The organism is Paenibacillus sp. PvR133, from assembly GCF_017833155.1.
GTDB classification, from domain to species: Bacteria; Bacillota; Bacilli; order Paenibacillales; family Paenibacillaceae; genus Paenibacillus; species Paenibacillus polymyxa_B.
Genome location: NZ_JAFIBS010000001.1, coordinates 3,091,520 through 3,103,589, shown reverse-complemented (window position 1 = coordinate 3,103,589; position 12,070 = coordinate 3,091,520). Strand labels below are relative to the sequence as shown.

11 protein-coding genes are annotated in these 12,070 nt (G+C 46.6%); 3 read left to right on the top strand and 8 right to left on the bottom strand.

All coding sequences use genetic code 11. The annotated features are described in order from the left end of the window. Positions 1-12 precede the first annotated feature (12 nt). Together JOE49_RS13675 and JOE49_RS13670 are read left to right on the top strand one after the other, a co-directional pair. Positions 13-528 (top strand): GNAT family protein, encoded by a 516-nt coding sequence (locus JOE49_RS13675; protein WP_023987899.1) that lies wholly within the window; start codon positions 13-15, stop codon positions 526-528. After that, positions 510-1,724: a YheC/YheD family endospore coat-associated protein gene (locus JOE49_RS13670; protein ID WP_209941548.1), complete on the top strand. Its 1,215-nt coding sequence runs from the start codon at positions 510-512 to the stop codon at positions 1,722-1,724. The genes JOE49_RS13675 and JOE49_RS13670 overlap by 19 nt, the downstream gene beginning before the upstream one ends. Before the next feature lie 103 nt (positions 1,725-1,827). Here the strand turns inward: JOE49_RS13670 and JOE49_RS13665 are convergent, their stop codons facing one another. The 3 genes from JOE49_RS13665 to JOE49_RS13655 all read right to left on the bottom strand — a co-directional run bounded on the left by JOE49_RS13665 (position 1,828) and on the right by JOE49_RS13655 (position 6,109). Then, complete coding sequence (locus JOE49_RS13665; RefSeq protein ID WP_013309571.1) at positions 1,828-2,529, bottom strand: HAD family hydrolase; 702 nt, start codon at positions 2,527-2,529, stop codon at positions 1,828-1,830. 84 nt (positions 2,530-2,613) lie between these two features. Further along, entirely contained in the window at positions 2,614-3,276 is a 663-nt protein-coding gene (locus tag JOE49_RS13660; protein ID WP_209941546.1) for a class I SAM-dependent methyltransferase, read from the bottom strand. A gap of 25 nt (positions 3,277-3,301) precedes the next feature. Continuing rightward, on the bottom strand, positions 3,302-6,109 hold the full coding sequence (locus tag JOE49_RS13655) for a bifunctional glycosyltransferase/class I SAM-dependent methyltransferase (protein ID WP_209941544.1): 2,808 nt from the start codon (positions 6,107-6,109) through the stop codon (positions 3,302-3,304). Positions 6,110-6,545: 436 nt separating this feature from the next. On the opposite strand from JOE49_RS13655, the gene JOE49_RS13650 reads away from it, so the two are divergent. Continuing rightward, a complete protein-coding gene (locus JOE49_RS13650; RefSeq protein WP_209941542.1) occupies positions 6,546-7,616 on the top strand; it encodes a glycosyltransferase family 2 protein in 1,071 nt (356 codons plus the stop codon). Positions 7,617-7,865: 249 nt separating this feature from the next. On the opposite strand, the gene JOE49_RS13645 is transcribed toward JOE49_RS13650, so the two are convergent. The 5 genes from JOE49_RS13645 to yfkAB form a co-directional block, all read right to left on the bottom strand. Continuing rightward, entirely contained in the window at positions 7,866-8,435 is a 570-nt protein-coding gene (locus JOE49_RS13645) for a manganese catalase family protein (RefSeq protein ID WP_013309567.1), read from the bottom strand. A gap of 33 nt (positions 8,436-8,468) precedes the next feature. Next, positions 8,469-8,918, bottom strand: coding sequence for a spore coat protein CotJB (locus JOE49_RS26675; RefSeq protein WP_280922034.1), 450 nt, complete (start codon positions 8,916-8,918; stop codon positions 8,469-8,471). A gap of 1 nt (position 8,919) precedes the next feature. Next, complete coding sequence (locus tag JOE49_RS13635; RefSeq protein ID WP_025722540.1) at positions 8,920-9,144, bottom strand: spore coat associated protein CotJA; 225 nt, start codon at positions 9,142-9,144, stop codon at positions 8,920-8,922. A gap of 240 nt (positions 9,145-9,384) precedes the next feature. Continuing rightward, complete coding sequence (locus tag JOE49_RS13630) at positions 9,385-10,734, bottom strand: hemolysin family protein (RefSeq protein ID WP_023987891.1); 1,350 nt, start codon at positions 10,732-10,734, stop codon at positions 9,385-9,387. Between the two features lie 108 nt (positions 10,735-10,842). Further along, positions 10,843-11,973 (bottom strand): radical SAM/CxCxxxxC motif protein YfkAB, encoded by a 1,131-nt coding sequence (gene yfkAB / locus JOE49_RS13625; protein ID WP_023987890.1) that lies wholly within the window; start codon positions 11,971-11,973, stop codon positions 10,843-10,845. Between the last annotated feature and the right edge of the window lie 97 nt (positions 11,974-12,070).

Here is a 12,070-nt window from a genome sequence, read left to right as displayed (position 1 = left end):
GGAAGTGGAATCATGCCGCAAATTAGCGATGTTCAACATTTGCCTGCCCGGAGCTGGCTACTGAGACGACGACAGTTGCTGTTTTTGGCCCGCAGTTCAGGGGGCATGCGCATTACTCGTAATGCTCTGCGGCAGTTGGCAGTTTTAACGCCCGAGCTATTGAACACCCCTGGCTCCTCCCTCCTGTGCGCATATGTGCGCACGGAGAAGGGGCTGCGGATTGCGGGATTTTCCCTCGCTCTGAATTACGGGAAGGATGCTTGCATCGTAATTGTTCGTCCGCTTTACCGGGGCCGCAGACTGGGCGCTAGACTGCTGTCCGCCCAGCTCAAACAGCTGCGCCGTCTGACGTGCAGCGTAGCCGCCGACAATATGTCCAGTCTCAAAACCTGTTTCCGCGCTGGACTTGTTGCGCACGAAATGACGACTGGACCGACCGGGAAACCCACGCTGATATTTCACGGGGAGTTATCCCAAGATAAGCAGACGGCAGAGGAAGGTGGAATGCTGTGCCAAAACCTGTCCTAGGCATCATGACCTTGTATTTGAACAACAAGAAGCAATTGGAGGAGCGCGACATATATGAGCGCATGATTGCAGAAGGGAAAAGGCTGGGACTGGATATATATGTATTCACTCCTGCAGATGTCCACAAGGATCGCAGGCTGCTCCTTGCCCAAATCTATGATCCACACAGCGGAAAATGGACCCGAAAATGGCGAGAGTTTCCAGATATGATTTTCGACCGTTGCCGGGTACAGCGCAGTGAGCGATATCGTCAGTTGAAGCAGTTCCGATTGCAATACACAGACCTTGTATATTTAAACCGACCGCTGAGTAACAAGTGGGTCATTCATCAGCAGCTTGCGAGGAGGTCTGCCTTTCGCGCCCATTTGCCTGCAACAGAGCTGTTCAGTGGATTTCATAGTGTAAAACGGATGCTTAAACAGAATTCACTAGTGTACCTCAAGCCGATTAACGGTACGGGAGGCCGCGGCATTTTACGTATTGAACCTGTTAACAAGCAAGGAGGCCTGTATCTGATTGAGGGCCGCAATCGCAAACGCCATATTATTCCCCAGCAGCGGGTACGTCTAGACCGTCTGGAGCCGCGTCTGAGCAGCTGGAACATGGATAACTACATTGTTCAGGAAGGCATTCCTGTGCAGTTGCCGAATGGCAGAGTCCATGATTACCGTATGCTGGTACAGAAAAATAGCCAAGGAGTATGGGAGCTAACCGGATGTGCCGGGCGAATCGGGGCACATCGGAGTGTCACTTCCAACCTGCATGGTGGAGGCAAGGCGGTACCGATGAGCCAATTGCTGACGCAATGGATTCGTGATGAAAGCCATAGAGAGAAAATCATCAAGCAAGGGGAAAAACTCGGACTGGACATCGCTGCATATCTGGAAGAAAGCTACGGGGCATTGTGCGAGCTTGCGCTCGATTTGGCAATTAATAAGGACGGTCATATATACGTGCTGGAAGTCAACCCGAAGCCAGCCCGTGAGGTCTTTTCACGTATTGGTGAAAAAGAAACCTATCGCCGTTCCATCGCCAAGCCCATGGAATATGCTTTGTGGGTCTACCACACACAAATTAATCCTAAGCCTCAGACGGACTACAAAGCAGAAGATAAAACAGAAGATAAAGCAGAAAATAAGACAGAGAATAAGACAGAGAATAAGACAGAGAATAAGACAAAGGAAGGCTCCACGTAAAGTGGCTGCCTTCCTTTCTTTTTTCGTCTGCCCGACAGTACCAGCATGTTTTAATTATATGGTGCGTCGAGCCTATTTATAACCAATTACCTGTGTTTCACAGTTACTCGGCGTTTTTATAAAGTGTAAGCAGTTGCGTAAAGTCTGTAATAATCGCATCGGACCCCTTCAACTCATCGTTCACACCAAATCCAGCATAAGCGCAACCGATCACCGTCTGTCCGTTCTTTTTGCCTGCTTCCACATCTGAGGAACGATCTCCTACCATCCATACGTTCGAAATATCGTGCTTGCTCAACAGAATTTCCAGCAAATTCACTTTGGAAAGCGTGCTGTACTCCCCAGCACTGTACAGTCCTTCAAAAATGGGAACCATTTCATACGCAGCAGCGATCCCCTTTACATAGTCCTCCAGCCCGTTACTGGCTACGAACAATCGAACACCTTGCTCATGAAGGGTCTGGAGTGTTTCTTTTACATGTGGATACAGGGCATGACTTCCGTTCTTCAATCCTTCCAGTTCCAGCTGAAGCAGCAGCTCGTCCGCTCTTCTATGGGCCGCTTCGCTGGCTTCCGGCATCACTCTTCTCCAGATTTCATCCAGCAGCATGCCCAAACTATTCAAAATAAGCTCCTCGGGAGGAGTCTCTCCTTCATAAAGCCCTTCGGCGCGCAGCGTATCAAACAGCTTGTGGTACGCAGGAAGCAATAGCGTCTCCGTCTGAAAAAGTGTACCGTCCATATCAAATACCATAGCCTCAGGTTTCTTCAACACAGGTGCATTGTTCATGTAGTTATCAGTCATTCCTTTCCTATGTAGGTTTACAACTCTAACCCCTCTCATGATAAGCAATAAGAGAGGTCCGTGTAAACCTCATTGCGCATACCGCTAACTCTTATATTTTTTTAAAACAGTCCTGAAACAATGCAAACCACCCCACATATCCGTGTGTAAAGCACCCCGTGGAAGCTTGAGATCCACACCATTCCAATACGAAAATCCCGCCTGCTCTATCCATTGCTCCATCGCTGACAGGTCCACTGTAGGGTAATCAAACGTCAGCAGAAGCATTCCGTCATCGCGTAAGGTCCGGTGAAATTCACGTAAGGCTGCCAAAGATTCATCAGGTGTTAAATGCTCCAGCACCGAAATACATACAATTTTGTCAAAACTGGCATCCTCATAGGGCAGAGCCGTCAGATTGGCATGTGCGGAGTGGAGCCGAACCGGCAAAATCTCCTGAATGCGCTCGGCAGCCTCCTCTCCGATATCCCGCCGCACCTCGGCCAAAATGGCATCCACGGAAACGATCCGAATATCCAGATCGCAGGCATAGACCTGAGCGCAACGGCGGGCCAACTCAAATTTGAATGGATGTGGGATTCCACATGCTGCGTCCAGCACTGTATCTTGCCCAGACATAAATTGAAGACACCACTCATACTCATAGGGGCGACTCCACCAGCTTTGGGGGAGTCTGTAAATCATGCTGGAGGAGCTGGGATCAGAATATACAAAAAAGCGAGACAGATACGGGTCAGACATGTTCATGGATGCTGCCTCCTTTTAGGGATGATTAAATTACTCTTGCGACACAGCACAGTTCATGACCCCGTTTCTCGCCTTGAAGTTTGGCTAACAATCCCATTTGCTCCGTAAAGGCAAGCTCACCGTACAAAGGATGGGCTTGCAGCAGGGCATCCAAACCAGAGGGAAGTTGGCGGGTGAACATAGCCACTGGGCGGAAGCCAGACTTTGCTAGTAAGAGCGCAAGCGTGTGCTCAGAATAATGATACAAATGATCTTCCTCCGTAAATAAAGGCGAATAAACACCATAAGCCTCATTGGTGAACGAGTTTTTGTTGGGCACCGTAATATACAACGTCCCGTCAGGTTGAAGCTGTTCGCCTAAATCTGTCAAAAATGTAACAGGGTCCGCAATATGCTCCAGCACATGCCAGCATGCTACGGCCTCGTATTTGTGATCCAGTGATAAGTCAGTATCTTCTTCTGCTTCTTGTTCTTCATTCAATTCCTGTATTTCATGTGCTTCTTCGGTTTGAGTATCTTCTTCGGCTTCATCGCCCCAGTAACCCGGCAATAAATCCACGTCATATTTGTATTTGGCGTAAGCACGCGAGTCTATGGCAGGTTCAATGCCCACTGCATCCCAGCCGGCTTGAAGGGCAGCATGAATAAATTCTCCGGTACCTGATCCAATCTCAAGCAATTTTCCTTTACTGGTACTGAACATATCCAGCAGCATGAGTCCAAAAAGGGCATGATCTCCATAAGTTGAAGTTGCTGCACTATCCCGCATAGCAACCCATTCGGCATTATAAATTTTTGCAATCATATCCTCTGGCTGTATATGATCCACATCATTACGAAAAACCAATCCGCAGGAGCCGCATCCCATCAAGGTAAAGCGTTCATAGCTATGAAATACTGCCGTGTCGGATGAGCCACACAGTTTGCATTTACTATAAAGTAAGTCCTTTGTTTCACTTTTTATTTGTAGGTCGGAATTATTAATAACCTGGACACTCGCAATCTCAGCAACATCCATGGCGTTCACATCATCGGCAGCTTCATACTCTGGTGCAGTTTCTTTTTCTGCATTTATGTTGTCCTGATCTACCCAAAGCGTGAGTCGGGGGTTCGGGTCCAAAATAGATTCATATTGCTCTTTCCAGCCATAACGAGCACTTGGATCAAGCAACTGGTATCGCTGAAATTTGGCCATGCGAATAGCAGGTGTACACCATCCCCAATGCTGGATACGGTAGTTGCTGATTTCACTGGGTAGGTCAAGCACATTTTCGGGAAATCTCCCACAGTGCAAGGACTGCTCCTTCCATTTATAAGAAAACCCTTCCTTATATCGAATTAAAAAAGGACGGTAATACTGATGAGCCTGCCAATAATCATCATCGCGATAATGCGTGGAAGTCCACATATCAAACAACCTGAAACAAATCGTATCCGCTTTCGTTCCCGCTAACAACGAATGTACCCCTTGAGCAAAACGGGATTCGAACATTTCGTCAGCGTCCATGTTTAATATCCACTCGGGAGAGGATGCCAACGTCTCTCTCCACTGCTGTTTTCGCAGCTCTAATTCATTGGTAAAAGAAGCTGTTTCATTGCGTATTAAACGCAATGGGATTCCCTTCAGGATCTCGCGGCACAACTCTCCGCTATCATCCTGACTGCCATCATCAATAATGACCGCTTCATCAATATATTCCCGATGACTCCGCAGCACGTCAATGAGCTTGCGATCTGCCTCATTGTATACCGTCATGGTCAGCGTCAATTTGGGTTTGGAGACAGGCGGCGTATGAAGTTCACTTTGTCGTGGACCAGAGAATGTTTGTGGTACAGCAAAAGAATCTGCAGTGTACTTGGCAAAGACAGCTGACTCACGGAGATCATACGGTATAACAGGAGGTTCAGGGAACTTAGAGGGACTTGATGATGCAGAACGATTGAAGGCAGGAGAGTTAGTAGAAGTATCGGAGTGATCCAGATATGCTAAATGTTCTGAATGGTCCGTATGAACAGCACTCGTTGTAAAATACTTTAGGGTGAATAGTAGCTGCTCTGCCTTTATTCTATCCGCTTCCCGGTACAGATGCATCGCCGGATAGTGTGTATCCACAAAAAGTGGAAATCCAAATGCAGCTGCCCGAATACAGAAATGTCGATCTTCTCCCCAATAGGAAACGTTTTTGATTTTACCAAAGTGAATCCCTGCTTCCAGTGCACGTCTGCGGATTAGGGTGCAAGCGCCTAGACCACCCACCTCGTACAAACCAGGAACGTGCAATTGGTGTATGAAATGCAACTCGCGTTGCGCTCGCTCCTCTGCCGACAACACTTCGCCTTCTTCACGATGGAACAAATTATATTCATCACTAACCCACACCTGAGGCAATAGAGGCCCCTCCGGCTGCCAGCGTGTCCAGAAAATCTCAGATACAATATCCTTCTCCGCCTCTACCAGTTTACATAAGGTACGGGAATGGAGAATCAGGTCTGAATCGACCAAAAACAGCGCGTCATAATTATGCTGAAGTGCATAATCAATAAGACGATTTTTAAAATCAGCCACTTTCCAGACGAGGGCAGGCGGCCAATAATGAGTGTGCTCATCACTTCGGTTCTCCACTTGCTGTGAGCCTGTCAACAAGGGCAACACCCTGCCTGGCAGTCGATTAGAAAAATCGGCAAGCCATTGGCTTGAAGTCGGATTGTCATTATCATCGACAAATAAATAATCGGGCAGCACGTCAGGTGCCTCCAGTCGCTCCAAAGCTTGAAGAAATAAAGACAATGTTTCCGGTTTCTGGTGCACCGGGCTACCGATTAGTATACGCATGATTCAACGCCTCCATCAGGTAGAAGCCTCATAAACCGTTCTCCCTCCATGTCCTAAGGCATACCATAATTGCGACCAAGCGATATGGGAGTGAGCGTGGTAGGAATGGACTTACACCTGGAAATATCAATGAAAACGACATCAATACAAAAATACAACCTTAACATCCAGTTAACTGCCTTTTTTCTGTTTTTCACCTGTTTTCCAACTACATTTAGCCATCAAATTTATTTCCCGGTCGCACTTGATAATATTGAATTTCGCACAATCTCCTCCCCCTTCATATCAGACTTTGATTTTCTAATTTATTAGAGCAAGTTTGAATTTATGATCATTACACATCCTCTAAATGCTCCATCGGAATTACTACATAATGAGCAAGCTATCCTACATAAAATGGAGATTATATCAAGTTTTTTTGGGAGGGACAAAGAGCATGGTAACTGTCAGCTTATGTATGATTGTCAAAAATGAAGAAGAAGCACTTCATACCTGTCTGAAATCAGTCCATGACCTGGTAGATGAAATCATTATCGTTGATACTGGCTCTACCGACAGTACCCAAGAGGTAGCTGCATCGTTCAACGCTCGGATATACCCTTTTGAATGGTGTGATGATTTTTCCGCAGCCCGCAATTATGCGTTTGATCAGGCAACACAGGAATATCAATTATGGCTGGATGCCGACGACATCCTAGAAGAGCAAGACCGACTGGCATTTCTCGACTGGAAAAAACAAGCCACCGTCTCGTATGACAGCATTACGATGGATTATGTGCTATCTGTAGATGAACAGGGGCAGCCGCTGCATAAGCTCAAAAGAAACCGAATGGTGCGACGTGATCGTAACTTCAGATGGATCGGATTTGTTCACGAATTCCTGAATGTGACAGGCAGTACCTTTCACAGTAATATGGCGGTGACTCATAAAAAGACACGTGCTTACACTGATCGTAATTTGCATATCTATCTCAAGCATCGGGAGCAAGGCACCGCATTTTCTGAACGAGATCACTACTACTTCGCTAATGAACTTTATGATAACGGACGCATACTAGAAGCCATCCAGCAGTACAAACACTATCTGGGGCTAGATCTCGGATGGATTGAAGATCGGATTGCTGCTTGCTTTAAGCTAGCGGATTGCTACGCTCACCAGGGTCAAAAACAGGAACAGCGTATGGCTCTGCTTCGCACACTTAACCTTGATGTACCACGCGCACAGTTCTGCTGTGCCTTTGGCAATTTGTTCATTGAAGATGAGCAGTATACTCAAGCCATTTACTGGTTTCGTCAGGCGACGCTGATAGAGCCTCCACAAGATGTGATGGCCTTAACCAATTCCTCGTACTATACCTGGTTTCCACACTTGCAATTATGCCTGTGTTACGACCGAATCGGTGACATCGAAAAGGCAAAATCGCATCATCGCATCGCTCAGTTGCACCATCCTACCCATCCAAGCGTGTTATATAACGAGCAATATTTTGCACAACTGAAGCAATAGGGATGAGAAAGACGCGCCAGGGAAGGTCGTTTAATGTAGCCGGCCTTTTAGTCATCATGCCGATATGTGCTCGGCACGATACCCGGGCTGACAGCCTTCAATTTTTGGGGGCTTTTATTTTTGCCCCCTCATATATACAAATGCCCATTGCTACTCCTTGGGAACGACCATTTCATAGCTTAGATGACTTCAAAAGAAAAAAGTCTCCTGCAAGCTTAAGCTCACCAAGAGACCTTGTGTATCATTTTCTCAGAACACTTTCTTCCGGTCTCTTTCCCCCTTCAAAATTTCCACAGACTCATGGAAACGGAGCGAATGGATTATTTCGCGTTCACGCAGAAACTTCAGACTATCCTGCAAATCCACATCATCGGTTAAATCAATCAGCCACTGATATGTAGCTCTCGCCTTTTCTTCTGCCGCAATATCCTCATACAAATCCGCAATTGGATCACCCTTGGCTTGAAAATAGGTCGCTGTAAAAGGAACTCCGCCTGCGCTCTGGTAATACAGCGCATGATCATGCGCCGCATAATATTCCCCCAGCCCGGCTGCCTTCATTTGCTCTACACTCGCATCCTTGGTCAGCTTGTAAATCATAGTCGCAATCATTTCGAGGTGCGCAAATTCTTCTGTACCTATATCATTAAGTACGCCGATAACCTTATCCGGAATCGTATACCGCTGATTCAGATACCGCAAAGCCGCCGCCAGCTCGCCATCCGCTCCACCATACTGCTCCATAAGCAGTTTGGCCATATGAGGATCACATTTGCTGACACGTACGGGATATTGCAGTTTTTTCTCATATACCCACATTCATGTTCCTCCTTTATAAAAGGTTGTACCTACCTAGACCTGCCACGGCCAAGGAGTTTGGTTCCATTCCCAAGGATACTTGGAATAGGCACGGCCAAAATTTTGTAAAGGCCCATATAAGATCTGGTACTCGTTAGCAATCGCCGTTCTTTCCTGCGTCAGCTTATTGAACTGTTCGATAGCCTGTAAATCATCCGGGTGTGTATTGAGATACAAATTCAGTTCCACCAATACAAAATCTACCGCCTGAAGCTTCTCCAACAGCGCATAAAACTGGGCATCACCCGGCTTGGTTTGGGGCGTGCAGCCTTGGGCTGGGTTTCCGGCTTGACTATAGTCCTGAGCTTGGCTCTGATACTGGTTCTGGTATGAATACGGATTTGAATAAGGGCTTTGATATGGATTCGGCTGTTGATACCCACTCTCATGCTGAATTTGCTGTTGGAATGGGTTTGGGGACTGACCCTGTTTTTGATTCTCCATTCTATTCGCCTCCCCCCTGGTTTCTCATAGGCTCATAAGGGCTGTAAAGTAGAGGCCATAGTGTCCCCTTCGTCAGCGCCTCATCTGGACTGAATTGCGGTAGACCAGGGGGCTGAAATTGTACAAATAAGTTTGGCGGAAGCACATAAGTCTTGCACAGGACGGGTGGACACGGATCGAACGGGCCGACAAACGGGGCATACTCACCTTGCTGTGGAAATTTCACGGGCCGGGACCTCCTTTGATTGATCCATCTGCTTTACTATTCAACATATGCCGCATCGCCCAAGTCTCGAACAAAAAATCACAGATAAAAATAATTGTTCAAAGAAAATAACTATAGAACTGTTTCTAATCAAAAAAGAGCCTTTAAAACCACGGTACGTGGATCTAAAGGCTCTTTCTTCAGCACTCTATAATAACTTACATACCTCAACTGATCTTACCTATCTCTGTGGATCAGGAATCAATCGGTAGAAAGCTCATCTTCAATCACAGGCTCAGGCTTGCGGTGAATCTTCACTCTCATTATGCGAAGCCTTGTTGCTTCCTCCACCTCAAAGGTAAGGTTATAAAACTCAATTTTCTTCCCTTTCACCGGAATGCCTTCCAATTCCTTGAACAGCCATCCCCCGATGGAATCCACCTCGTCGTCTTCAATATTCACTCCAGTCAAATCATTGACATCCTCAATGAGCATACGACCGTCCACAGAGATGAAGTTCTCCTTCATTTCCACGCTCGGGCGTTCATCCTCAAATTCATCATAGAGATCCCCGACGATTTCCTCCAAAATTTCCTCCGCTGTCAGCAGCCCGGCCGTTCCTCCGTACTCATCTACCACGAGAGTCATTTGGGAATGTTTTTTCTGCATAAGGCGTAGCACGTGACTCACTTCCATGGACTCCGGCACATTCAAAATCGGACGTACCACCGAAGCCAGATCCAGTTGCTCTCCCTGCTCAGCTAGCAGAAGATCCGTAATATGGACAAAACCGATAATCTGGTCTTTATCCTCAACCGCTACCGGGTAACGGGAATGCTTGGTCTCGCTGATAATCTTGAGATTTTCCTTAAACGACAAATTCGTGTACAAACAATCCATATCTGTACGCGGCAGCATGATTTCGCGGGCAAGCAAGTCAGAAAAATCAAAAATATTATCCATCAGCTTAATTTCGTCCTTATCAATCACACCGCTTTTGGCGCTCTGATTCATCAATATACGAATCTCTTCCTCCGAATGAGCCGCTTCGGCTTCACTCGCCGGCTGAATGCCGAATGCACGCAACAGTAAATTTGCCGCAGCATTCAGTACCCAGATCACAGGCAGAAAGACCTTATAAAAAAGCAGCAAAGGCGCCGATAAAAACAACGCCACACCTTCGGTCTTCTGAATCGCTAAGGACTTTGGCGCCAGTTCCCCCAATACGATATGCAAAAAGGTAATTACGCAAAATCCGACGATAACGGATACCGTTGTAATCAGTGTACCGTCAGTTACACCGAGTTTGTGCATGAGTGGCTCTATCAGGTAGCCGGATATTGCTGGCTCTCCAATCCAACCTAGGCCCAATGAAGCCAGCGTAATGCCCAATTGGGTGGCGGACAGATAAGCATCCAACTTTTGGTTCACCTTCAGCGCATAGCCTGCCAGGCGATGACCCTCGCTTTGGAGCTGCGTCAATCGGGATTGGCGCATTTTGACCAACGAAAATTCTGCGGCCACAAATACACCATTTAGAAAGACAAGCAGCAGTACCAAGAGGAGATTCACAGCTAGCAATCCCCAATGAAACTCGGTATGACCATCCAATACGAACTCCCCATTTCTATAGTTTGCATTTTGCATCTTTTGGTTTGCAAGCAATTCAATCCAAATTTTATTGATTGGAAGTTGCTAATTAAAATCATGCAAAAATACTCATAATTGTAATGCTTTTCTTGATTTAAAGTCTATTCCTTTGTAGTACATATCCGCCACGAGCAGGTTCGGTCCACAACAGGCAGCGGCATCACAATGACAGTTCACAGTCTGATTCAGCGGATGCTCATTCAGCCATTCACCAAAAATATCGTCCAGACTGTCTTCCTGAATGTTTCCGAAAGCCGGAATGTCTGCAAAATCCGTCACATACACGCTACCCGTGAACATATTCACATTCACACGGTTTCTTCCGTCTGGATCATTACGCACCGTAATATTCGGTTCCTGACGCAAGCGGCGAAGCAGTTTACGGTCTTCTTCCCGATCCGAACAAGCAAAGAACGGTAATGTCCCAAACAACATCCACATGTCCTGATTACGTACATCCAGCAGCTTATGGATAGAGTTTCGCATATCGTCGAGTGAAAGCACAGGCAAAGCAGAGGCAAAATTCGACGCATACATTGGATGAACTTCATGCCGTCGGCATCCCATTTCGTTGATTAACTGATGAATGCCCTCCAGCTTCGTGTGTGTCCGATAATTAATCATGGATTCAGCTGAAATGAACATTCCCATTTCACTCAATCTGCGGGCATTTTCCATCATTTTTTCATACAGGCGAACAGCGCCCGCACGTGGAGTCGGCCGGCCGGTATTTGCAAAACCCACTTCATAAAAATCGTCCGCATTCAAATAGTTAAACGAAATATGCATCACATCCAGATAAGGAAGCATCTTCTCATATCTGCGAATATCTAACGTCAGATTGGAGTTGATTTGCGAGCGAATACCGCGCTCCTTGGCATATTTCAGCAGTGGAACGATCACTTCATCCACTGTTTTATCGAGTAAAGCAGGTTCCCCGCCTGTAATACTGATGGTCTCCAGATGCTCGACTTCATCCAGACGCTTCAGCATTAGGTCTAACGGTAGGAAAGGGGCCTCCTTCATAACTAACATGTCGCCAACAGCGCAATGCTCACAGCGCATATTACATAGATGCGTTACGGTCATTTCCACACTCGTTAGCAAATGACGACCATGTGTACGCAGTGAGACAATCGGGTCCCACGGATCATAGGTTGGCGATATTTGGGGTAGCGTGTTATTTTGTAGAACTGTCATTATGTTTTCACCTTATTTCTGTTATTAACCTCAAAAGACGTATAATTATCATATCATGATGTGTAAAGTGTCTGCATGCTTTCTTCCACATCATCTG

Coding starts and splice junctions, on each gene's coding strand:
- JOE49_RS13675 (WP_023987899.1), top strand. CDS start 13: ATGCCGCAAATTAGCGATGTTCAACATTTGCCTGCCCGGAGCTGGCTA.
- JOE49_RS13665 (WP_013309571.1), bottom strand. CDS start 2,529: ATGACTGATAACTACATGAACAATGCACCTGTGTTGAAGAAACCTGAG.
- JOE49_RS13660 (WP_209941546.1), bottom strand. CDS start 3,276: ATGAACATGTCTGACCCGTATCTGTCTCGCTTTTTTGTATATTCTGAT.
- JOE49_RS13655 (WP_209941544.1), bottom strand. CDS start 6,109: ATGCGTATACTAATCGGTAGCCCGGTGCACCAGAAACCGGAAACATTG.
- JOE49_RS13650 (WP_209941542.1), top strand. CDS start 6,546: ATGGTAACTGTCAGCTTATGTATGATTGTCAAAAATGAAGAAGAAGCA.
- JOE49_RS13645 (WP_013309567.1), bottom strand. CDS start 8,435: ATGTGGGTATATGAGAAAAAACTGCAATATCCCGTACGTGTCAGCAAA.
- JOE49_RS26675 (WP_280922034.1), bottom strand. CDS start 8,918: ATGGAGAATCAAAAACAGGGTCAGTCCCCAAACCCATTCCAACAGCAA.
- yfkAB (WP_023987890.1), bottom strand. CDS start 11,973: ATGACAGTTCTACAAAATAACACGCTACCCCAAATATCGCCAACCTAT.